Source organism: Pontibacter ruber, from assembly GCF_023630205.1.
Lineage (GTDB): Bacteria > Bacteroidota > Bacteroidia > Cytophagales > Hymenobacteraceae > Pontibacter > Pontibacter ruber.
Genome location: NZ_JALPRR010000001.1, coordinates 1294607 through 1315756, shown reverse-complemented (window position 1 = coordinate 1315756; position 21150 = coordinate 1294607). Strand labels below are relative to the sequence as shown.

Below are 21150 nucleotides of genomic sequence, written 5' to 3'. Positions count from 1 at the left end.
ACATTGCAGTTTAATTAGTTAGCTACTCCTGTTGTTTTTGTATGCGCCTCTTTACGCTTCTGCTTATACTATTTATACTTTATGCCCTGATCGGCAGTGCCCAAAGTATAACAGCGCCGACAGGTGCTACCGGTGGGCGCACCTGCGGCACAGATGCCTATACAGAAGTACAACAGGCACAGGACCCGGGCTTTAAACAACGCCAGCAACAGGCGCAGCAAGCCGTTGAGCAAGCACTGCAGCAAAAACCCCGGGGACAATACGCACGCAAGGCTGCCATTACCATCCCCGTGGTGTTTCATGTGGTTTACAACAATGGCATCGAGAACATTTCAGAAGAGCAGATCCTGTCGCAGCTAGCCGTGCTAAACGCAGATTTCAGAAGGAAGAATGCCGACGCTGCTAATACCCCCGCATACTTTCTGCCCTATGCCGCCGACGCGGAAATTGAATTCTGCCTGGCCGTCGTAGACCCGGACGGCAACCCGACTACCGGCATCACCCGCACCCGGACCGACCGCACTCAATTCAGCTACATTTCCGATAACGTGAAGTTCAGCAGCACCGGCGGCACCGACGCCTGGGACCGGAACCAATACCTGAACATCTGGATCTGCAACCTGGATGGCCAGATACTGGGCTACTCTTCCACGCCGGAAACCGAAGCGCGACGCGATGGAGTAGTGCTGCATTACAGAGCAGTGGGGGCGTATCCTGCCAATCCTTTTTCCAGCAAATACAACCTTGGCCGCACCGGCACGCATGAGGTCGGCCATTGGCTGGGCCTGAAACACATCTGGGGCAACGGCACTACCTGCACCGACTCTGATGACATCGACGATACCCCGAACCAGGAAGGCGAAACCCAGGGCTGCCCGGACGGCATCTCTACTTCCTGCGACAACGGCCCATACGGCAACATGTGGCAGAATTACATGGATTACAGCTACGACAACTGCATGAACCTGTACACCAAAGGGCAGGCAGCCTACATGCAAGCCGTACTGAGCACTACCCGCAGCACCATACTTAACGCAATTACCTGTTCCGGCTCCCTGCGCTCCGACTTCAGGGTTTCGGACGAGCGCGATACGCTGGCTATTGCCGGGCAAACAGTTACATTTAAGGATGCTTCTGTTGGGCTGAAGCCCCTCTCCTGGCTGTGGCATTTTGAGGGCGGCACACCGGCTACTTCTGCCGAGCAAAATCCAACCGTGACCTATGCCAGACCAGGCAAGTACCGTGTGAGCCTTACCATTACAAACGGCAACCTGAGCAGCACCGAGGAGAAGGAAAGCTTTGTGCATGTGACCGTGAACGATTTGGCAGTATACCCGAACCCGGCTTCCGAATACATCACCATCGAGCAGCCGGCGCGTGTGCAGGTACGGCAGGTAGAGTTGGTAAACCGCTTGGGGCAACCGGTGCTTAACACAGAAGTCAGCGACCGCATCGTGCGCCTGGATGTGCTCCACCTGCCGGCTGGTTTATACTTCCTGCGCGTTACCAGCAGCAATGGGGTGGAGATAAAGAAGGTAACGTTGGTGAGGTAGGAGAGAGGAGAGTAATAGGTTTAAGCTTGAACATTTATTAGAGGTTGAGAATGAGGCGTAGCCGAGAATAGTGCTTGTGCAGAGTTATATCCTGCACACTTATTTTATACTTATTATGTTTTCCTGATTGATTCTGACTGTATCCTTGAAATCTATCATCCCTACTGCCGCATGCAGTAACCAAGAGTTAGAATCTATTTTTCTCCCTGACACCTTTCCTGACAGTATTCTTGTTGCCTTATTTGAGTAGTCATCAACACAAAAGCATGCTCTTTTATATAGTCCTTGGTGTTTCTTGAAGCCAGTGTCAACTATATTGAAATTAGCTATTGAGCTCTCTACTTCAAAAACTACAATCTCAGCAACACCACTGTCGGTATAGGTGCTGTCGCCTTTAGCGTAGGTCAGGGTAAAGACAGTTTTACTTCCTGTTGCAATCTCATAATCATAGTATCTAAAAGTACTGTCTTCATTTACCTTCGGACTTAATACTAACTTAGATTTAGGAATCAGTTCTATTGAGTAGTACTGATAGGAGTTGTTTCTACTTTTCCTGTTCTCTGTACAGGAAAAGTAGAAACAACTCCTATCAGTACTACAAGTAAGATTCCTTTAGTCATTGGTATTGTATCTAACTAGCAGATAAACGCTTCTAAAATCCTTCCCCCTGCAGCGTTACCACAATCCAGCGTTTGGAGGCGTGGTCGCGGTGCTCGCAGAGGTAGATGCCTTGCCAGGTGCCCAGGTTAAACTTGCCGTTGGTGATGGGCACCGTAACCGAGGTACCAAGTATGGCTGCTTTCAAATGGGCTGGCATATCGTCTGGGCCTTCCAAGGTATGGCGGTAGTAGGGTGCGTTCTCCGGCACCATGTGGTTGAAGTGGCTCTCAAAGTCCTGGCGCACGGTAGGGTCGGCATTCTCGTTGATGGTGAGGCTGGCAGAAGTATGCTTGATAAAAATATGCGCCAGGCCCATTTTTATATCTTCCAGCTCCGGCAACTGCGACTCGACCAAGTCTGTGATAAGGTGAAAGCCACGCTTAACTGCCGGTAACCGTATTTCCTTCTGATGCCACATAGAGCTTAATTTTGAATGAGCGATTGAGTGAATGGGTGAATAGTTATTCAAAATTTCCTTAATCTATCGTGCGTTCGTAGGCGCCTATGTCCGGAGTGTTGCTTCGGGGCTTACCTTTCAGGTCTTGTAATACCTGTGGCAGCACTTTGGCTTCGCTACTGGCTGGAGAGAGCGTATCCAAGGTAAAAACGTGTTTTGCCGGGGCCTTGAACTTGGGGTCGGTATTAAGGATGTTGCCCTTACCCTCAAAAAGGGTTTTGTACTCCTCGGTTTGCAGCATGTTGTTTTCTACTTCCAGTTGTATTTCTGCTTTCTCTCCTTTTAGCAGCAGTTCGTTACGGAAACCGGAGTTGTTGCTGTACACGATGGAGTTTACCAGGCGTAGGCGCGTCGGTTTGCCGGTTATCTCGGTTTCAGGTATAAAGTCCGTGATCACAAAAGCGGGCGTTTCGCGGGGCAGGTTGTTATTATAGTTCACAATGGTAGAGTAAAGCACTTCGTAGTTGCCACCACCCAGCCCACCGAAACCATACTGCCCGCAGTTCTGGATCAACGTGTTCACCACCCGGATGTCAGAGGTAAAGCCAATGATGCCATCCAGGAAAGCGTAGCGTATCTCACAGCCTTCTACCAGCGTGCCGCCTTTACCCGGGTTGCCAATGCGCAGCCCCCAGACTGTGTTCTTGATGTCAGCATACCGGATCACGCTGTTCCCGCTGTTTGCCAGCAGCCGTATGCCCTCCCATTGTCCCGGCGCCTGCACGTACTCCGGTTCGCGGCGGTAGCCGCTGAACACAACGCGCTCCTCCGGCGTGCCTTCTACCAGCAGCCGCCCGCTCACGAGCAACACCGCTTTGTTGTTGGCAAATACCTGCGTTCCTTTCTGGATGGTAAGCGTAGCACCCTCCTGCACAAGCACTGTATCAAGCAGCACATGGGGTTTATCGTTAGGCCATACAGTGGTACCGATAGCAGTTTTGCGGTGGAAGTAAGCGTTTTGCCCGTAAGCCACCAGTTTCACGTTCTGCCGGTTGCCATTGGTGGTGAACATGATCGAATCCGATACCAGGAAGGGCAGGTTCTCGTCCGAAGGATTGATGTTTACCTTAACCAGGATGTACAAGCTGTCTTTGCCGCGCAACTCAATGCCTTTTACTACAGGGCTTTGAACACCGTTGATGATCAGGTTGTAGGGAGAAGTGGCGGCGCCCGAGAGCAGGATTTCGTTTATCCGGACAGCCTTTTTGTTGGGGTTGTATACTTTCAGGCGCCTGGTTATACTTCCCTGCGACACAAACACGGTATCGAACAGCACCGTATCGCCGGAGAACTCCAGCATAGCCTTTGAATCCGTGGTGATCACCTCGTCGTCCGGCGTGCACGAGAGCATCGACAGCAGCAGGAGCAGGGGAAGTATGGCAAGCAGGTATTTCACGTTTGCGTGTTTCGTGTTTCGTGTCTTGTGTTTCGTTAGATTATGCTAAGCCGTTGTTGGTGTTTTCACCAACAACTATACTTATACTTTGGATAATCGCTTCTCAGGCTTCTCTATTCTGGCGCAAGCATTATCTTCTGGCCAAAAAAATGCTGCTCTTTCGGATTCCCTTTTCTGGCGCAGGCGTCCTCTGACCAAATCTTCGAATGTGTACTATGTTTCGTTCGACTTTTGTTTGGCGCTATAACCACTAACAACTATTCAGCAATTTAACAATTTAGCAATCAACAATTAAAAAGAAAAAGGAATGCAGTGCAGCCATACTTGCTTTACCACATTCCTTTATACTTGATGAGCTATCTTTATTATGCTGTAGCGCCTTCTTTTAGTCTTTCGGCATTTTCAGCGATACGCAGTTCTTCAACAAAATCGTCGATGCCGCCGTCCATTACCGCAGGCAGGTTATACACGGTATAGCCGATACGGTGGTCGGTAACACGACCCTGCGGGTAGTTGTAGGTACGGATCTTGTCGGAACGGTCGCCGCCACCTACCATGCTCTTACGCTGGGCACCTTCGGCTTCCAGTTTTTTGGCAAGCTCCACTTCGTAAATACGCGAGCGAAGTACCGCTAAGGCCTTATCGAAGTTCTTCAGCTGCGATTTCTGGTCCTGGCACTGAGCTACAATACCGGTTGGGATGTGCGTTAAACGAACAGCCGAATACGTGGTGTTTACCGACTGACCACCCGGGCCTGAAGAACAGAACAGGTCTTTGCGCACGTCGTTCATATCGAGTTCAATATCGAACTCCTCCACCTCTGGCAGTACTACCACCGAAGCTACCGAAGTATGGATACGACCCTGCGTCTCGGTTGCAGGCACACGCTGTACGCGGTGCACGCCCGATTCGAACTTCAGCTTGCCATAAACGTCTTCGCCCGACATGCCCACAATAATTTCTTTATAACCACCTGAAGTACCTTCTGTAGCATCGATCAATTCAGTGCGCCAGCCCATTTTTTCTGCAAAACGGGTATACATACGGTACAGGTCGCCGGCGAAGATAGAGGCCTCGTCGCCACCCGCACCCGCACGGATCTCCATGATGATGTCTTTGCTGTCGTTCGGATCTTTCGGGATCAGGAGTTCTTTCAGGGCATCTTCCATGGCCTCGCGCTGTGGCAGCAGGGTATCAAGCTCCTCCTTGGCCATCTCACGGAAGTCCTCGTCTTTTTCAGTAGCGATAACCTGTTTAGCGCTATCGATGTTACTAAGTATGTTCAGGTACTTTTTATATTCAACTACAATCTTGTCAAGATCCTTGTACTCCTTGTTCAACGCCTTGAACTTCTTCATGTCGCTGGCCACATCAGGCTGGATGAGTAACTGGCTTACCTCCTCAAATCGCTGATTTATGGCTTCTAATTTATCTAACATCGGTCTGTTATGGTTTTAAAGTGCAAAGATACTAAATTGGCGTGTAGTTTCTTAAATACAAATTTGGCTAAAAAGATGTTCAACTGCCGTACCTTTCTCATATCTATAACTTTTTTAGGTGCCAGTATAGTTTCAGGCTGCGATTTAAAAGTAAAACCCATAGAAGGAGGCAAAGAAATAGCCCAGGAAGTTGAACGCCATAAAATCAAACGCCTCACCCAGAACGATATTCTGAAAGCTGCCCAAAAAGCCGGCGACTCGGTGGTAGTAGTAGCGCAGCAGGAACTGGACGCCCGGCTGCAGGAAGAGCTTCAGAAAGGCGGGGTGGCCGCAGCCATGGCCTACTGCCAGCCCGAGAACTATGAGGCCGTAAATGCCCTGGAAGAAAAATTTGGCGCCACCGCCCAGCGCACCGGCACCCGCCTGCGCAACCCGGCAAACAAAGCCGGCGGCCAGGCCGCAGCCATACTTGCGCAGTACGAAAAAGGAGCGCTAAAGGAGCCCCAGGTAGTTGCGCTGAACAACGAAGAGCTACTTTATACCTCGCCCATCTACATCCGAAATCAGAACTGCCTGAACTGCCACGGCACCATCGGCCAGAACATTGCCGCTGCAGATTACGAGAAGATCAAACAAAAGTACCCGACAGATGCCGCAACAGGCTACCAGACAGGCGAGCTGCGGGGTATGTGGCACATCACCTTCCGTAAAAAAGAGTTCATCGCCTACCTCAACGATCAGCCTAAAAAAAGCAGAAGAAGACGCTAAACAAAACTGCAGGTTAGCTGTTATGAGCCGGAAGTGGCCTCTTAAGGATAGCTAAAGCTGCATATTAGGCCTGAAACATTTACCTTTGAAGCAAGTATGACTTAAGGGCATACCTGATCTGAATTTATAACCTATATTAACCAATAGAGAATATGGCTGTTATACTAGCAACTGATAACGATTTTACCAACGTACTTAACACGAACCAGAACGTGGTAGTGAAGTACTATGCTGACTGGTGCGGCAGCTGCCGTTTATTTGCACCAAAGTTCAAGCGCATGTCTGACGACGATGCTTTTGCCAATGTCGCTTTTGTGGATGTGAACGCAGAAACAAGTCCGGAAGCCCGTAAACTTGCCGGCGTAACCAATCTGCCTTTCTTCGCTGTGTTTAAAGGAGGCAAACTGGTAGATACCGTAGCTGCCAGCAAAGAGGAAGCCGTGCGCGACCTGATTCATAAACTTACAGTATAATCCGAGATGAAAATACCCGCTATAAAGAAGTTAGTAGAAACGCAGACACTGGACGCACTGATGGCTGCAGAGGCTGCCATTGTAGACGAGCAGCCGCTTGCTATTGAGGTAGAAGGCGACGACGAAGGCGAACAGCTGACGCACGTGCTGGCCGCAGTCTGGATCCTGAACCACATGCAGGACAGTGGCGCTGATTTTAAAACAGCGCTGCGCGAGTACACCAAAAAAGTACGCGTTTCTATCAGCTAATACCTGATTAAAGTATAAAAAAAGAGGCCCGAAGCGCATGCTCCGGGCCTTTTGTATTTGTGTAGGTTACAGGTTGTTCTTAGAGAAAAACTCTTCGGCCAATTTGCTGCCGGTATCGGTGCAGAAGCCTCGCACATAGTACAGGTAAATACTTCGGAATACTTCCGACAGGTCGTACTTTTGCGGCGGGAAGATGTTGGGGTTTATCATCATGAAGAACTGCTCCAGGATGATCTTTGTAACCACTTGCAGGTTGATGTCTTTTCGGAAATAGCCTTCCAGAATGCCCCTGTTCAGAATATCTGCATTTACTTGCTGGTTGTTGCTGCTCACGTGCTCCATACTCATTTTCCATGCTTCCGGGTAGCGTTGCATATCTCCGATAAACACGGGGTTTATCTCCCGTATTCTCCTGATACCGTCCTGCAGCAGCAGCATAAATTCTTCCACAGGGTTAGCGGCCTTCGCCAGCAACTGCGTTTGTTCGCGCTTCTGTTGCTCAATATCTAACAAAACTACCTGCTTCACCATATCTGCCCGGCTCGAGAACAGCTCTTTAAAAGTTGTTTGCCGTATATCAAGTATCCTGATGAGATCCTCGTCGGTGTGCGATTCTATACCATCCCGCTTAAATATTTGCAGGAGCTCTCCCAATATGGTCTCTAAAAAAGTCATTTGCATAATGGTGCTTCGGTGTACAGCTCTGCCTTGTGGGCAAACATTGTACGTAAAAAGATACAATCTAACGGTCCTGTTGTAACGGATGTTGCCGCCGGCTGACAAAGATAAAGCATACATGCACAATGTACAAGGCGGTTAAAACATGAGTTACAAACTCTTATATAAAAAGGTACAGCCCTAAAAAAAATACCAGTTGCACCAGGTACACAAAAGGAGCAAGCCGGTTGCGCTTGTAGATAGCCGTTCTCTGAAAATATACCTGCAGCAGCAGCGACAACCCAAGCCACCCTATGTAGTTAGACCATGGGATACGATCGCCATTCCAGCTCCAGAAATCGAAGCGCATGGCCACCGGTTCTATAAAAAAGTCCAGCCCCACCATCAGCAACGCGGCCAGCAGTGCTTTTGCCAGCCAGTGCAGCGAAGTATAGTTGGCAATGTGCCCGGTGGTATACACCAGCATCAGCCAGTTCAGCCCGATCAGCAGCGGCACCTCAAACAACTTGGTACCCAATGCCGCGCCGTAGCTGTAGTTGCCAAACAGCAGGCCTGTATGGATGCCCACCACCTCGGCCATAAAACCAGCTACTGCCACCACCACGGCGAAAAGTATGAACGTGCTATTCCAGCGCTTATGAAAGGCGAACAGCAGCGCATACGTCAGCAGCAGGTTCATGGGGGTGAGCGTCTGAAAATACTCCGGATCGTTGCTGAACAGAAGCCCCCAGAAGCCTACCGCATGAAAGAGCACCAGCACAAACAAGGCGACCGAAAAGGCATACGGGTGCAGCTTTTGCAGTATGGACGTGGCAGCGCGTTGTGTCTGTATGGTATCAGGCATGGGCTTTATACTTGGTGATTGTAGCAGGAGTTGGCGCCAGGTGCCCAACAATGCTGGCCGAAAGCAGGCACAGCGGAATGCCGCCGCCCGGGTGCACGCTGCCTCCGCAAAAGTATAACCCCCTGATCTTAGAACTAAAATTCGGGTGGCGCAGGAAAGCCGCCATCCGGTTATTAGAACTGCTGCCGTACAGTGCTCCGGCGTAAGAAGAAGTCTGCTGCTCGATCAGGAGCGGATCCAATACCTGCTCGCATTGTATCAGCGGCGCCAGGTCGGTTTGCAGCATCTTGCTCAGCTTGTTTACTACGGCGGCACGTGTCGTATTGATCAGTTGCGGCCAGTCCTGCCCCTGGTGGTGCGGCACGTTCACCATCACAAACCAGTTTTCGCAACCCGGTGGCGCATCCTCCGGCTCCAGCTTCGAGGTGATGTTCACGTACACTGTCGGGTCAGCGCTTATACTTTTATACTTAAAAATGTGCTCGAATTCTTCTTTATAGTTCTGGCTGAAGAAGATGTTGTGCAAATGCAGTTCCGGGAACTCCCGCTGTACGCCCCAATAATAAATAAGGGCGGAGCTTGATCGCGGTTGTTGCAGCGTTTGTTCCGGCGCCGGCTGGTCGGGCAGGAGCCTGCGGTAGGTGGGCACCACATCCATGTTGCTCACCACTACTTCGGCCTGGTAAGTCCCTTTAGCTGTTTGCACGCCGGTTGCTCTGCCTTTTGTTGTCAGAATCCGCTCTACCCGCTCGTTATATTTGAATTCTACGCCTAGCTCTTCGGCTAATTTTACCAGGCTACTGGCAATGGCGTAGATGCCGCCTTTCGGATAAAAAGCGCCAATGTTGTGCTCCAGGTGCGGGATCAGGTTCAGGGTGCCGGGTGCCTGGTACGGGTCGGAGCCGTTGTAGGTGGCAAAGCGGTCGAGCAGCTGCACAAAGCGTGTGTCCGAAAACTGCTGCGCGTTAGCGGCGTGCATGGTTGTCGTTAGGCCCAGGTCGGAGAGGCAACCCAGCGCCTTCAGCACATCCGGGCTCAGGTAGGTATCGAGCCGGTGCAGCGACTTGTGCAGAAAGGTATCGGCAGTGCCCTTGTAAAGACGGGCGCTCTTTGCCAATACATCCAGCACCGCCTGCTTCGGTACGCCCAGTTGCTGCGCTGCTTCCGTTGCAAACGCTTCCGGGTCGGCATAAGCTTTCAGTCTGCTGCCGTCGGGCCAGAAGTAATGCGTAATAGGGTCGAGGCGGGTGTAGGTAAAGTAATCGGAAGGGGTGCGGCCGGCCAAGGTAAACAGCTCATCCACGAGGTGCGGCAGCGTGAACAACGAAGGCCCGGCATCGAAGCGGTAACCCTGCAGGTCGAACTGGTGCATCTTGCCCCCGAACGCAGCATTGGCTTCCAGCACGGTTACCTCATACCCTTTCACAGCCAGCCTGATGGCTGCGGCTATACCGCCTATTCCCGAACCGATAATGGCTGCTTTGGTCATACTTCAAGATACGCAGTTTATACTTCTTCTGCACTAAACTGATGGGGTAGTGGAAAGGTTTTGACAGACAATTATACTTTGCCAAATACTTTCCGGTAGATTGGTTTGCGCATGCCAAACTGCGCCAGCATGAGCGGGTAGAACAGCAGGTCGAGCAGCTTAAAGCCGGTGCTGTAGGTGATGATGTCGTGTATGATGGCGCCGCTGCCATACTTCGTTATCAAGTGCTTGTGATGCCAGTAGCGCAGGGGAGGAGGAAGTTCCTGCCCCTGGTCTACAAAGTATGCTTCGGTGTCAGTTATACTTTCTTCGGTGATCAGGCTGGTCCAGCGGAAAGATTTGAAACCGGTCTGCAGTTCTACCTCCACCACATCGCCGGGCTTGCTGCCGTCAAAGCGCAGCAGCTTCAGGCGCGGGTAGGGCGGCGACAGCCTCCGGAACAGCTGCTCGTCAAATGCATGAAACACTTTCAGGTAATCCTGCTGCACGGCTGTTTGTAGGTGGAGTTGCATGGTTTGATTGATGGATTGTTAAATTGTTGATTGCTTTTCTCGTCTGGCGCGGAAGTAACTTCCGCGACTTGGTATAGGAGCGAATCTCCAGATTCGCGTGTGACGTCGCTCCCCATGCCACACGTTTAGCGTGCGCGTGGCTTGTGGCTGCACATGAGGCCAGTTTGTAACCAGCGTTACCCGCTTTTTCTGGCGCGGGAATTATTCCCGTGTCTAAGTATGATGTTTAGTCTCTGACTCTACCGGGCCAGAGGCCCCGCTATAGTTCGTCACGAGCGAGGACGCTCGCGCCATGGCTGTATATTGTTCAGGTAAAAGTATAAACCCACCCCTGCCCTTCCAAGGAGGGGAATTTCTGCCATTGGTGTAAGTCAGGTTATACTTTCATCGCTGCTGTGACCCAACAATCCCTGCCCCTCAGAGCTACGCTCGCTACCTCCAAACTCGCGTTCTCGAGACCTATGGTCGCAAGCTTCGAACCCACCCCTTCCCCCTCCAAGGAGGGGAACTTTGTTAGTATTCCTTTTAACCTTCCTCCGGACGCTAAAGTTATACTTCCTGTAAAAGAAAAAGCCGCTGCATTTATACCTGCAGCGGCTTTTCATACTTTATACTTATAGCTTATCATCAATTTAACAATTCAGCCATTCAACAATTTAGCTTAGCAGGTTATCGATATCCTCTTTGGTCAGGCTCTTGATGATGGTTTCGTCGGTGCTGATCAGGTCGGTTACGAGCTGTATTTTGCGGCTTTGCAGTGCCAGGATCTTTTCCTCTACCGAATCTTTGGTGATGAACTTGTAGGTAAATACTGTGTTCTGCTGCCCGATGCGGTGCGCCCGGTCTACAGCCTGTGCCTCTACGGCCGGGTTCCACCACGGGTCAAGTATGAACACGTAGTCGGCAGCGGTCAGGTTAAGGCCTACGCCACCTGCTTTCAGCGAGATCAGGAACACTTTTATACTTTCGTCGGTCTGAAACAGCTCCACCTGCTTCTGCCGGTCCTTGGTGTTGCCATCGAGGTAAGCATACGTTATTTCCTTCTCGTCCAGCACACGCCGGATAAGCTCCAGGTGCTTTACAAACTGGCTAAAGATAAGCACTTTGTGGCCTTTGCCTACCACGTTCTTAGTCATGCGCATTACCTCTTTCAGCTTACCCGATTCGCCCTCAAAGCCCGGATCTGTCATGAGCGGGTGGTTGGCGATCTGGCGCAGCTTGGTCAGGCCCTGCAAGAGCATGAACTGCGTATTGCCGGCACCGTTCTCTTCCAGACTTGTCAGGATCTTGTTGCGGTAGTACGACTTGGTCTCTTCGTAGGCATGCTCCTGCTCCTCGGTCATTTTGCAGTACATGGTATGCTCAATCTTCTCGGGCAGCTCGCGGGCCACCTGTGATTTGTGCCGACGAAGTATAAACGGCTTGATCAGGGCATGCAAACGGCGTGTTTTGTGTTCGTCTTTCTGCTTCTCGATGGGCTTCAGAAACTCTTTGCGGAAGAAGTTCTTGCTGCCCAGCAGCCCCGGGTTGATAAACGTCATCTGCGACCACAGATCCATGGTGCTGTTCTCTACAGGGGTGCCGGTAAGTATAAGCCGGTGCCGCGACTTGAGTTCACGCACCGAGCGCGAGGTGTTGGAATCCGGGTTCTTGATCGCCTGGGACTCGTCGAGTATGATGTAATCAAAATAGTAGCTCTTCAGCAGCTCCGCATCCAGGCGCACAATGCCATACGAAGTCAGCACCAGGTCATATTCCTGGAACAACTCAATGTTCTTGTCGCGGTAGGTGCCGGTATAGTTGAGTACGCGCAGGTCCGGGGTAAATTTCTCAGCCTCTTTCAGCCAGTTATAGATCAGGGAAGTTGGCATCACCAGCAGCGAGGCCGCTTCGGCGCCGTTCTCTTTGCGGTGCTGCAGCATGGCCAGCGTCTGCACGGTTTTGCCCAGGCCCATGTCATCGGCCAGGCAGCCGCCAAACTTGTAATCTTTTACAAAGTGCAGCCAGTTGTAGCCTGCCTTCTGGTAAGGACGCAGCTCACCGCGGAACCCCGAAGGCAGCGGATGATCTTCGATGGTTTCGAACTCGCGCAGCTTCTCCAGTTTCCGGTTCATGGTCACAGTGGCCAGGTTGCCGTTCTCCAGGTCGTTTACCAGCGCCATGTGGTGCTTTTTCAGCGTCAGCGTATCTTCGCCGTCTGAGAAGGCAAACAGCTCGATGTACTGCGTAAACCACTCTTCCGGTATGATGGCAATCTGCCCGTTCGGTAGTTCAAACTCGTTGTTGCGGGAAAGAATATGCTGTTTTAGCTTAATAAAAGGTATCTCGAACTCACCAAAGCGCACGGTGCCGTAAATATCGAACCAGTCGTTGTTCTCGGTGATACCTACGTTTACAGATACCTCGCCGATAAAGTAATTCTTACCGCTTTTTTCCTCCTGCCGCACGGTAAAGCCAAGTTGTTCCAACTCGGCCAGGTTATGGTTGAGCCACGCAAAGGCAGCCGGTTTTTCTAAAATGGTTTGCCCGTTCTTTACTTCCAGTGCCCGCTTCGACAGCTCTTTTATGTAGCCTTTCTCGTGGTTAAGGTCCCGGATCAGGCGATGGAACACATACGAATCCTCTGTTTTTTCCATACTTACGCTCACGCGCTTTGCCTCGCTTGTAGGCACTATGTAGTCGCCATACTTAAAGGAGAGGTCGAACAGGATCTTATCGCTTACCAGGGCGCCGGCTTTTACATCGGCTGGCTGAACTGCTTTCTCAGTAGTCTTTACTTCCGAGAAGGTGAGGTGCGGGGTAGGAGTATACCGTTCTGAGCGGATGGAAAAGCCGGTAGCAAGCACATCAAATTGCTCTACCAGCGGCGCCACAAACTTGCGGTAGTATGTTTCTTCAACTGAGCGGGGTATGGCAATAAAGCGCTTGTTCAGGAATGGCTGCAGCTTTTTACCGTCGATCGGTTTTTCAAAACTATAGATGGTGCCATCGAGCATAAGCCAGGCCGGCTCGTAGCAAACCAGTGCCGCATCGCGGTACATGAATTCCATCTTCTGGCCGGCATACTTTATAGTCGGGTAGTAATGCGTGTTGTCTTCGTTGCGCCTGAAATGGAACAGCACGGAAGCTTTTTCCGGAGCAATTTTGATCTTGCGCCAGGTTGGCTCCCCATCTTTACCCATGATAAAGGTCTGCTTGTTGCGCAGCAGCTCCAATATCTTGGCCATGCGCCCCTGTATGTAGTGGCTTATGGTTTCCTGCAGTGCTTTGTCTCCCTTCTCCGGGTCGTATACTTTCAGGAAGAAATCGGCAGGCGACTGTTTCTTAGGGGAAAACTTCTTCAGCACCGCATCCTGCTGTATCTGGTCTATCAGCGGAAGCAGTTTGAAGTCATCTGCATCAAGGCGAGAGGCAAACTCTTTGCCGTTTTTAACAGAAATATTCTGGTGCTGAAAGGTTAGATTGCCCTTCGAGTTCACCTGTACTACAAAAGATTCGAACAGGTACCCCAGGTACTCGTGCTCAAATAAGGAGTATACTGCCTGAAAAGGCTGTGTGGTATAAACTTTCATACCATGCTGGATTAAAGGACATCAAATTTAACCTTAAAACCGGTTATTTCCTACTTCCCGGCAGGCTTTTACCCCTTTACCAGACAGTCGGATCAAATCTCCTGACAAACAGCCGACCGTGCCTGATGTTTACCGGTAGAGGCAGAAATTAACCGCCTTTGGCAGGGTTGCCAATGGGGAGGGTTAAGGAAGAAACCTGGTAAGTATAAAGGGTGAGAGATTAGAGGTTATCGGTAACCGACATAGCAGCCGCTTTGAGTGCCGGGCGAATTGAAACCAGCAGCGTGATCACAATAATAGCGGCGCCCGTCATGATAAAATCCTCCACTTCCATTTTAACAGGATAGGAATCTACCACCGAAGTAGCCATGCCCATGGACACCAGCCCGAATGTCTGCTGCAGGTTGCATACCAGCATGCCCATCGATAACCCGTAGGCAGCCCCGATGAAAGCAACCAGTGCGCCCTCAAACAGGAAGATGTTGCGGATTGTTGTGGCCGTAGCCCCCATAGAGGCAAGTATGGCAATATCCTTCTTCTTGTCGATTACGAGCATTGAAAGCGAGAAGAAGATGTTGAGCGAGGCAATGCCCAGAATAAAGGCAAAGGTGATGAACACGAACAGCTTCTCGACCTTAACGGCACGCAGCAGGCTGGTGTGCTGCTCATCGCTGTTCTGCACCAGAAATTTGGAACCCAGCACCTCCTGCAAAGCGCGCTTCACGGTTTCGATGCGTTGGCCTTCCTCTACTTTTATTTCGAGCGAAGTACGGCGCCGGCCATACTCCAGCAGGTCTTCAGCAAAATTAAGGGGCACAAACACGTACGCGTCGTCGTACTGGCGCTCGATAGCGAATACCCCGCCCGGTATGATCTCGCGGCTGTTGAACGAGGCCTCGGGGTTGAGTGGGTTGAACTTGGTGTTACGCGGGTACATGAACTGCAGCGGCACAAACTCGTTGTTCGGCCTTATAGAAAGCTGGTACTGCACCCCGCGCCCTACCAGCGCATAGTATTCATTCTTCTGGTGCAGCTGGTAACTTCCTTCCACAATGGAAGAGTCGATCTCGTTCTGCTCAAAGAAGTTTTCACTTACGCCTTTTACCTTCACCACCATCTGGCGGTCGTTGTAGCGCAGCAGGGCATTATCTTCTATCACCTCCGACACCACTGCCACACCCGGGGTGCGGCGTATGCGGTTCATAAACTCCGTGTCCGTTTCAAAGGCCTTGCCCTCTACAGCCGTAATTTTCAGGTCGGGATCGAAGCTACTGTAAATGGCCCGGATCAGGTCTTCCAGACCGTTAAAAACCGACAGCACAATAATGAGCGCCATCGACCCAACGGCCACCCCGATCATGGCAATATTGGAAATAATACTGATGATGTTCCTCTTCTTTCTGGAGAAGAAATATCGCTTCGCTATCAGAAAAGGGACGTTCATTTAGTCGTATTTCGTGTTTTGTTTTTCGTTGATCGATTTCCGAGTCTGGAACTCAGAACTCGAGACTCAGCACTCCTGATGTTATTTCCACGCCTTTACGATCAGGCCGGTTCCTGTCGGGTGGTTGCCATTTACGTCCATCCAGTTTAGCAGCAAGCTGAACGGATAGGTGACCAGGTAATAGAACGGCAGCACAACAAAGAAAATTTTAGAAGTATTCAGCATCAGGAGCGGGTACTTCATGGACAATCGCCATGAGATCTGTCCCGGTTTGCCGTACGAGTAACGGGCCTCTACCTTGCTGAAGCCTGCTAGTTTCAGCTTGTCTTCAATCTCCCTGATGTTATAGCCGTCGCGCACGTGCTCTTCAATAAAAGAAGCTTCATCGTCGCCGTGCACGTCCGAGCCACCCTGGTCAGAAGGCGTTGAGATAACCAGCATACCGCCCGGGCGCAGCGACGCCTGAAAGTTGCGGAATACTTCCACATCTTCCAGAATATGCTCCATCACATCCACGGAAAGGATCAGGTCATAGCTCTCCGGCTGGCGGAATTTTACCAGGTCCGCAATCTTGAAAAGAACGTTTTGCCTGCCGATCGTGCGGAAAAAGCGGTTGCTATCGGAGATCTGCTCTTCCTTTACGTCTACCGCCAAAATGCTCCACTTGCTGCTCTGGCTGGAAAGCCAATAGGTATACTGCCCGAAACCGGAACCTGCATCCAGAATATGCTGCTCTTTGTTCTTGCGCCCATCGGCCCAGACGCGAAGCTCTTTGTGCACATGCCATGCCCGGAGCAACAGCAGGTCTAACAGGTTGTAAAACAGGCGGCGCAGAAAAGGTGTCTTGTTGAAGGCATCTCCAAGCACACGCTTAATAGGATCATACTGCATAAGGGTGGTATCGAACTATCGGGTATAGGTATTATCGTCCTCCTCGTCAGCGTTGTCTTCTTCGCTGGCCGGCGGAATATCGAGGTTAGAGAAAATCTTGTCCATGTGGGCTGCATACTCAGCGCTGTCGTCCAGGTAAAACACCAGTTCCGGGATAACACGCACCTGGCTCTTGATACGCTGCGCCAGCAAATGGCGAATGGTTTTGGTGTTTGCACGTACCTGCAGCAGCAGGGCCTCGTTATTTTTGGCCATCATTACACTTAAGTATATTTTGGCTACACCCAGGTCAGGCGACACGCGCACCACGCTAATTGATATGTAGGCACCATCAAAAAGGTGCGGCACTTCCCTTTGGAAGATCTCTGCCAACTCCTTCTGAATAAGGCGCGAAAATTTCTGTTGTCTTTTACTTTCCATACGAAGATGCAAATATCATATTAATTTCGCATTTTTACCCCAAAAGCGCCTTACTCATTTCAATGCATATTGGCGTTTAGTTTCTCTAACTGCGTCTTCCTTTGATTAGTTACTTCCGCAGCATACTGCCTTCCCGACTTATTTTGCTGATATTGCTCTTCTTGGCTATCCGGCTTCCGTTAATCTTTTTAGGTATTCCGGATACAATCCAGGAGCTGCTGCACATGCTGGTGGGCGAGCGCCTGGCCGACGACTTTGCCATGTACCGGGAGGTATATGACGATACGGCACCGCTTTCAGCCTTGATCTACTGGATGATTGACCTGCTGGCAGGCCGGTCGTACCTTACGTACAGGCTTACAGCCGCCTTCCTGCTGCTGCTGCAGGCTTTGTTCCTGAACATCACCCTGAACAGGCACAGCGTGTACGCCGGCAAGAGCTACATTCCGGCATTGCTATACCTTATCCTGGGTAGTATCACATTTGAGTTTGATATGCTCTCGCCGCTGCTGATCGGCAACACCTTTCTGATCCTGTCGCTGCCTTATATTATAACCGTATCGCGGGAGGGGCTTTCGAATAACAGGCTTTTTGCAGGCGGCTTTATGATCGGCCTGGCAGCATTAAGTTACCTGCCGCTGGCACTTTTCCTGATCGTGAGCAGCTTTGCGGTGTTCTTTTTTGCCTCAAGCACCTTCCGGAGCTTCCTGCTGATGCTGTGTGGCTTTGCCTTTCCGTATGCCGTTTTCATGACCTATTACCTGTACAGCAGCTCGCTTTCATACTTTCTTGAATTGCACCTGTTCCGCCCGTGGCAGTTTCATATAGCGTTTCTGCTTCCGGCAACAGACCTTGCGAAAATTATGCTGTTACCGGCAATGTTACTGGCTTTATCGCTGATGAGCACCGCCTCTTTGCCGCAGCGCCTGGTATTTCAAGTTAAGTTTCAGCAACTGATGGGCGTATGGCTGGTGATGAGCCTTGCACTGGTATTTACCCAATACGAGATATCTGCGGGCACCTTCATCGTGGTGCTGCCACCTTTGGCTTACTACAGCGAGTACCTTTTCAGCATTCGTAAGAAAGTATGGATGCTGAACGTATTCTTCTTTTTGCTATTGGCCGGCGTGCTGTTACTGCGTTACCAGCAGCCCCTGGGCCTGAACCGGTTCGTAAAAATTGATGATTCGCGGATGCTCTTGCCTGAACAGGCGAGCACCGGGGTTAGCAGCACTACCGTACTTGTTCTAGGGAATGACATCAGCTATTACAGGCAAAACAAACCGGTAACCCCATACCTGAACTGGCAGCTGTCGCAGCGGCACTTCGGCCGACTGCAGCAATACCAGGCCGTGTATGAGATCTACCAAAACTTCAGAAAAGAGTCTCCTGCCGTTATAGTTGACCAGGCAGGCCTGATGCCAGAATTAAAGTATAAACTGCCTGCCGTGTTTGAAGCTTACGAGCCAACGGGTACACCATCCGTGTACAAGAGAACGCGTTAGCCTGCCGGCTATACTTTCTGATTCATGCTTTTACATTTTAGCTCACTTACACTGCAGCTGCACGGTTTATACTTGTAGGAAAGTAGGAAAGTATAAAAGCAGAACGGGCGCCTTTGCTAAAAGGCGCCCGTTCTGCTTTTATACTGGTTACTGGCTTAGCAGTCCGCTATCTTGTTCACTCGGTTCTGGTGGCGTCCGCCTTCAAACTTTGTGTTCAGGAAAATACGCGTCATTTCTGCAGCCTCTGCCTCTGATACGAAACGAGCCGGTATGCAAAGTATGTTGGCGTCGTTGTGCTCACGGGCAAGCTTCGCAATTTCAGGCAGCCAGCATAGGGCCGCACGTACTTTTCTGTACTTGTTAGCCGTCATAGCCACTCCGTTGCCACTGCCACAGATCAGGATGCCATAGTCGAATTCGCCTTCTTCTATCGCTTTAGCAAGCGGGTGCACATGGTCCGGGTAATCAACAGAGGCATCTGAAAAAGGCCCAAAGTCCTTCACCTCGTGTCCGCCCTCGGCCAGCAGGTCTTTGAGTAAGTTTTTATAGGTGAAACCGGCATGGTCTCCTCCTATCGCGATTTTGTAGGCCATAGTTAGGAATTTTGTTGGTTTAATCTCTTTAAATCTCTTTTACGGATAGATTTCGAAACACTTATACTTACCTCGTAGAGCAGCATAAGCGGCAACCCGATCAGAAGCTGGCTGATTACATCAGGCGGCGTAATAATGGCAGCTACCACCAGTATCACTACCACTGCATGACGACGGTACAGCTTCATCGTTTCAGGTGAGAGAAGACCTGCCTTCGTGAGGAAGTATACGATCACAGGCATCTCAAACATCAAGGCGCACGACAGGCACAGGGTCGTAAGCGTAGAAATGTAAGACGACAGGTCAAACTCGTTTACAATAGACGGATCGACCTGGTAGCCTGCCAGGAAGTTGATGGAAATAGGCGCTGCCACGTAATACCCGAACAGCAGTCCCATCATAAACAGTACCGAAACAAAAAAGACTGCTCCCTGCGAGTTTTTCTGCTCCTGCGGGTAAAGTCCGGGCTTTATAAAGCGCCAGATTTCCCAGAATGCGTACGGGAAGGCACAGGCCAGTCCCAGCACCAGTGATACCAGCATGTGCATCGTAAACTGCCCGCTCATCTGCCGGCTCTGTATCGTAAACCCCATTTCGGTGATACAAAGCGCGTCAGAGCCGATACGCTGCCCCAACTCGCAAATCAGCCTGTAGCTTAGGAAATCGGTGCGGGAGGGGGCCAGAATGATATCATGGAACACAAAGCCTTTCGCCAGAAAAGCAATGGTTGCAAATACAAGTATGGAAGCTAAAGCCCTGATGATGTGCCATCTCAACTCTTCGAGATGATCCACAAAGGACATCTCCTGCTGCTGCTCTCCTTCTTCCAGATATGGTTGATCCATTAATTAGGGCTCCTAAAATATACTTTATGATTAATAAGCGAAAAGCGGATACTGCTGCATCCAGCTGTTTACCTCTTTGCGCACAGCTTCCAGTTTGCTGTCGTTATCATGGTTGGAAAGCACATCGTCGATCAGCTCCACAATGCGTACCATGTCATTCTCTTTCAGGCCTCTGGTAGTAACAGCGGCAGTACCCACACGCATACCGGAAGTCACGAACGGCGACTTGTCGTCGAACGGCACCATGTTTTTGTTGATGGTGATGTCTGCTTTTACCAGCGTGTTTTCTGCCAGCTTACCTGTGAGCCCTTTCGAGCGCAGGTCGATCAGCATCATGTGGTTGTCGGTGCCACCAGAAATAATGTTGTAGCCGCGCTCCACAAACGCCTTAGCCATAGCCTGTGCGTTCTGCTGCACCTGCTGTACATAGCCCAGGTAGTCGTCAGAGAGGGCTTCAAAGTAAGCAACTGCCTTCGCTGCGATTACGTGCTCCAGAGGGCCACCCTGCGTACCCGGGAATACAGCGCCATCCAGCACAGACGACATCATGCGGGTTTCACCTTTTGGCGTCTTCAACCCAAACGGGTTCTCAAAATCTTTCCCCATCATAATCATGCCGCCTCTTGGGCCGCGCAGTGTCTTGTGGGTAGTTGTAGTTACGATATGGCAATGCTCAAACGGGTTATTCAGCAAACCGCGAGCGATAAGTCCGGAAGGGTGGGAGATATCTGCCATCAGCAGAGCGCCTACCTCATCGGCAGCTGCGCGCAGCTTCTTGTAATCCCAGTCGCGGCTATACGCAGAGGCGCCACAGATAATAAGCTTTGGTCTTTCTCGACGAGCTGTTTCTACTACTTTGTCAAAATCAATAAGGCCGGTTTCCTGCTCCACTCCATAAAAAGAAGGCTTGTACAGCTTACCGGAGAAGTTTACCGGAGAGCCGTGTGTCAGGTGACCGCCATGCGACAGGTCGAAACCCAGTATCTTATCGCCCGGCTGCAGCACAGCCAGCATCACAGCTGCGTTGGCCTGTGCACCCGAGTGCGGCTGCACGTTCACCCATTCAGCTCCAAAGAGTTGTTTTGCACGGTCGATAGCCAGTTGCTCTGATTGGTCTACTATTTCACAGCCACCATAATAGCGTTTGCCTGGCAGGCCTTCAGCATACTTGTTGGTCATTTCGCTGCCCATTGCCTGCATTACCTGATCTGAAACGAAGTTCTCGGATGCGATCAGTTCGATGCCGTGCGTCTGGCGTGCTTTTTCTTTGGCTATCAGGTCGAATATGGCTGTATCTCTTTGCATTGCTGTTATAGTTGTAGTGATCGTTCAAAATTAAAGCTTGCACCCGAATAAACCAAT

19 protein-coding genes are annotated in these 21150 nt (G+C 50.8%); 5 read left to right on the top strand and 14 right to left on the bottom strand.

What is annotated here, in order from left to right:
* The first annotated feature begins 41 nt into the window (after positions 1-41).
* Entirely contained in the window at positions 42-1553 is a 1512-nt protein-coding gene (locus MJ611_RS05870) for a M43 family zinc metalloprotease (RefSeq protein WP_250428577.1), read from the top strand.
* Positions 1554-2205: 652 nt separating this feature from the next.
* Here MJ611_RS05870 and MJ611_RS05865 read toward each other — a convergent pair.
* The 3 genes from MJ611_RS05865 to prfA all read right to left on the bottom strand — a co-directional run bounded on the left by MJ611_RS05865 (position 2206) and on the right by prfA (position 5505).
* A complete protein-coding gene (locus MJ611_RS05865; RefSeq protein WP_250428576.1) occupies positions 2206-2631 on the bottom strand; it encodes a secondary thiamine-phosphate synthase enzyme YjbQ in 426 nt (141 codons plus the stop codon).
* A gap of 58 nt (positions 2632-2689) precedes the next feature.
* A complete protein-coding gene (locus MJ611_RS05860; RefSeq protein WP_250428575.1) occupies positions 2690-4066 on the bottom strand; it encodes a hypothetical protein in 1377 nt (458 codons plus the stop codon).
* A 365-nt stretch (positions 4067-4431) separates the two neighbouring features.
* Positions 4432-5505 (bottom strand): peptide chain release factor 1, encoded by a 1074-nt coding sequence (gene prfA, locus MJ611_RS05855; protein ID WP_250428574.1) that lies wholly within the window; start codon positions 5503-5505, stop codon positions 4432-4434.
* Positions 5506-5568: 63 nt separating this feature from the next.
* Here prfA and MJ611_RS05850 point away from each other — a divergent pair, with 63 nt between their 5' ends.
* The 3 genes from MJ611_RS05850 to MJ611_RS05840 all read left to right on the top strand — a co-directional run bounded on the left by MJ611_RS05850 (position 5569) and on the right by MJ611_RS05840 (position 6995).
* Entirely contained in the window at positions 5569-6273 is a 705-nt protein-coding gene (locus tag MJ611_RS05850) for a c-type heme family protein (protein ID WP_250428573.1), read from the top strand.
* A 152-nt stretch (positions 6274-6425) separates the two neighbouring features.
* The gene (locus tag MJ611_RS05845; protein WP_250428572.1) at positions 6426-6746 is read left to right on the top strand and encodes a thioredoxin family protein; all 321 of its coding nucleotides are present in this window, start codon (positions 6426-6428) and stop codon (positions 6744-6746) included.
* Between the two features lie 6 nt (positions 6747-6752).
* Positions 6753-6995 carry a DUF6952 family protein gene (locus tag MJ611_RS05840; RefSeq protein ID WP_250428571.1) on the top strand — a complete coding sequence of 81 codons (243 nt, stop codon included), beginning with the start codon at positions 6753-6755 and terminating at the stop codon, positions 6993-6995.
* Positions 6996-7061: 66 nt separating this feature from the next.
* Here the strand turns inward: MJ611_RS05840 and MJ611_RS05835 are convergent, their stop codons facing one another.
* The 8 genes from MJ611_RS05835 to rbfA all read right to left on the bottom strand — a co-directional run bounded on the left by MJ611_RS05835 (position 7062) and on the right by rbfA (position 16845).
* Positions 7062-7670 carry a TetR/AcrR family transcriptional regulator gene (locus tag MJ611_RS05835; protein ID WP_250428570.1) on the bottom strand — a complete coding sequence of 203 codons (609 nt, stop codon included), beginning with the start codon at positions 7668-7670 and terminating at the stop codon, positions 7062-7064.
* A gap of 163 nt (positions 7671-7833) precedes the next feature.
* Entirely contained in the window at positions 7834-8517 is a 684-nt protein-coding gene (locus MJ611_RS05830; RefSeq protein WP_250428569.1) for a carotenoid biosynthesis protein, read from the bottom strand.
* On the bottom strand, positions 8510-10006 hold the full coding sequence (gene crtD, locus MJ611_RS05825; RefSeq protein WP_250428568.1) for a 1-hydroxycarotenoid 3,4-desaturase CrtD: 1497 nt from the start codon (positions 10004-10006) through the stop codon (positions 8510-8512). Before crtD ends, MJ611_RS05830 begins: the two co-directional genes overlap by 8 nt.
* A 71-nt stretch (positions 10007-10077) precedes the next feature.
* Positions 10078-10518, bottom strand: coding sequence for an SRPBCC family protein (locus tag MJ611_RS05820; RefSeq protein ID WP_250428567.1), 441 nt, complete (start codon positions 10516-10518; stop codon positions 10078-10080).
* A 656-nt stretch (positions 10519-11174) separates the two neighbouring features.
* Complete coding sequence (locus MJ611_RS05815; protein ID WP_250428566.1) at positions 11175-14090, bottom strand: DEAD/DEAH box helicase; 2916 nt, start codon at positions 14088-14090, stop codon at positions 11175-11177.
* Positions 14091-14310: 220 nt separating this feature from the next.
* Positions 14311-15534 carry an ABC transporter permease gene (locus MJ611_RS05810; RefSeq protein WP_250428565.1) on the bottom strand — a complete coding sequence of 408 codons (1224 nt, stop codon included), beginning with the start codon at positions 15532-15534 and terminating at the stop codon, positions 14311-14313.
* An 81-nt stretch (positions 15535-15615) separates the two neighbouring features.
* Complete coding sequence (locus tag MJ611_RS05805; RefSeq protein ID WP_250428564.1) at positions 15616-16425, bottom strand: class I SAM-dependent methyltransferase; 810 nt, start codon at positions 16423-16425, stop codon at positions 15616-15618.
* A 15-nt stretch (positions 16426-16440) separates the two neighbouring features.
* Complete coding sequence (rbfA, locus tag MJ611_RS05800) at positions 16441-16845, bottom strand: 30S ribosome-binding factor RbfA (RefSeq protein WP_250428563.1); 405 nt, start codon at positions 16843-16845, stop codon at positions 16441-16443.
* A 143-nt stretch (positions 16846-16988) separates the two neighbouring features.
* Between rbfA and MJ611_RS05795 the strand changes: the two genes are divergently transcribed.
* The gene (locus MJ611_RS05795; protein WP_250428562.1) at positions 16989-18350 is read left to right on the top strand and encodes a hypothetical protein; all 1362 of its coding nucleotides are present in this window, start codon (positions 16989-16991) and stop codon (positions 18348-18350) included.
* A 155-nt stretch (positions 18351-18505) separates the two neighbouring features.
* Here the strand turns inward: MJ611_RS05795 and rpiB are convergent, their stop codons facing one another.
* The 3 genes from rpiB to glyA are packed head-to-tail and all read right to left on the bottom strand — an operon-like array spanning position 18506 to position 21093.
* Positions 18506-18943, bottom strand: coding sequence for a ribose 5-phosphate isomerase B (gene rpiB, locus MJ611_RS05790; RefSeq protein WP_250428561.1), 438 nt, complete (start codon positions 18941-18943; stop codon positions 18506-18508).
* A gap of 2 nt (positions 18944-18945) precedes the next feature.
* Positions 18946-19788 (bottom strand): twin-arginine translocase subunit TatC, encoded by an 843-nt coding sequence (gene tatC / locus MJ611_RS05785; RefSeq protein WP_250428560.1) that lies wholly within the window; start codon positions 19786-19788, stop codon positions 18946-18948.
* Positions 19789-19818: 30 nt separating this feature from the next.
* Complete coding sequence (glyA, locus tag MJ611_RS05780; RefSeq protein ID WP_250428559.1) at positions 19819-21093, bottom strand: serine hydroxymethyltransferase; 1275 nt, start codon at positions 21091-21093, stop codon at positions 19819-19821.
* Between the last annotated feature and the right edge of the window lie 57 nt (positions 21094-21150).

What these genes read in the sequence shown, in the direction of transcription:
- MJ611_RS05870 (WP_250428577.1), top strand. Translation starts at nt 42, where the DNA reads ATGCGCCTCTTTACGCTTCTGCTTATACTATTTATACTTTATGCCCTG.
- crtD (WP_250428568.1), bottom strand. Translation starts at nt 10,006, where the DNA reads ATGACCAAAGCAGCCATTATCGGTTCGGGAATAGGCGGTATAGCCGCA.
- rpiB (WP_250428561.1), bottom strand. Translation starts at nt 18,943, where the DNA reads ATGGCCTACAAAATCGCGATAGGAGGAGACCATGCCGGTTTCACCTAT.
- rbfA (WP_250428563.1), bottom strand. Translation starts at nt 16,845, where the DNA reads ATGGAAAGTAAAAGACAACAGAAATTTTCGCGCCTTATTCAGAAGGAG.
- MJ611_RS05830 (WP_250428569.1), bottom strand. Translation starts at nt 8,517, where the DNA reads ATGCCTGATACCATACAGACACAACGCGCTGCCACGTCCATACTGCAA.
- prfA (WP_250428574.1), bottom strand. Translation starts at nt 5,505, where the DNA reads ATGTTAGATAAATTAGAAGCCATAAATCAGCGATTTGAGGAGGTAAGC.
- MJ611_RS05835 (WP_250428570.1), bottom strand. Translation starts at nt 7,670, where the DNA reads ATGACTTTTTTAGAGACCATATTGGGAGAGCTCCTGCAAATATTTAAG.
- MJ611_RS05815 (WP_250428566.1), bottom strand. Translation starts at nt 14,090, where the DNA reads ATGAAAGTTTATACCACACAGCCTTTTCAGGCAGTATACTCCTTATTT.
- MJ611_RS05810 (WP_250428565.1), bottom strand. Translation starts at nt 15,534, where the DNA reads ATGAACGTCCCTTTTCTGATAGCGAAGCGATATTTCTTCTCCAGAAAG.
- MJ611_RS05840 (WP_250428571.1), top strand. Translation starts at nt 6,753, where the DNA reads ATGAAAATACCCGCTATAAAGAAGTTAGTAGAAACGCAGACACTGGAC.
- glyA (WP_250428559.1), bottom strand. Translation starts at nt 21,093, where the DNA reads ATGCAAAGAGATACAGCCATATTCGACCTGATAGCCAAAGAAAAAGCA.
- MJ611_RS05820 (WP_250428567.1), bottom strand. Translation starts at nt 10,518, where the DNA reads ATGCAACTCCACCTACAAACAGCCGTGCAGCAGGATTACCTGAAAGTG.
- tatC (WP_250428560.1), bottom strand. Translation starts at nt 19,788, where the DNA reads ATGGATCAACCATATCTGGAAGAAGGAGAGCAGCAGCAGGAGATGTCC.
- MJ611_RS05865 (WP_250428576.1), bottom strand. Translation starts at nt 2,631, where the DNA reads ATGTGGCATCAGAAGGAAATACGGTTACCGGCAGTTAAGCGTGGCTTT.
- MJ611_RS05805 (WP_250428564.1), bottom strand. Translation starts at nt 16,425, where the DNA reads ATGCAGTATGATCCTATTAAGCGTGTGCTTGGAGATGCCTTCAACAAG.
- MJ611_RS05845 (WP_250428572.1), top strand. Translation starts at nt 6,426, where the DNA reads ATGGCTGTTATACTAGCAACTGATAACGATTTTACCAACGTACTTAAC.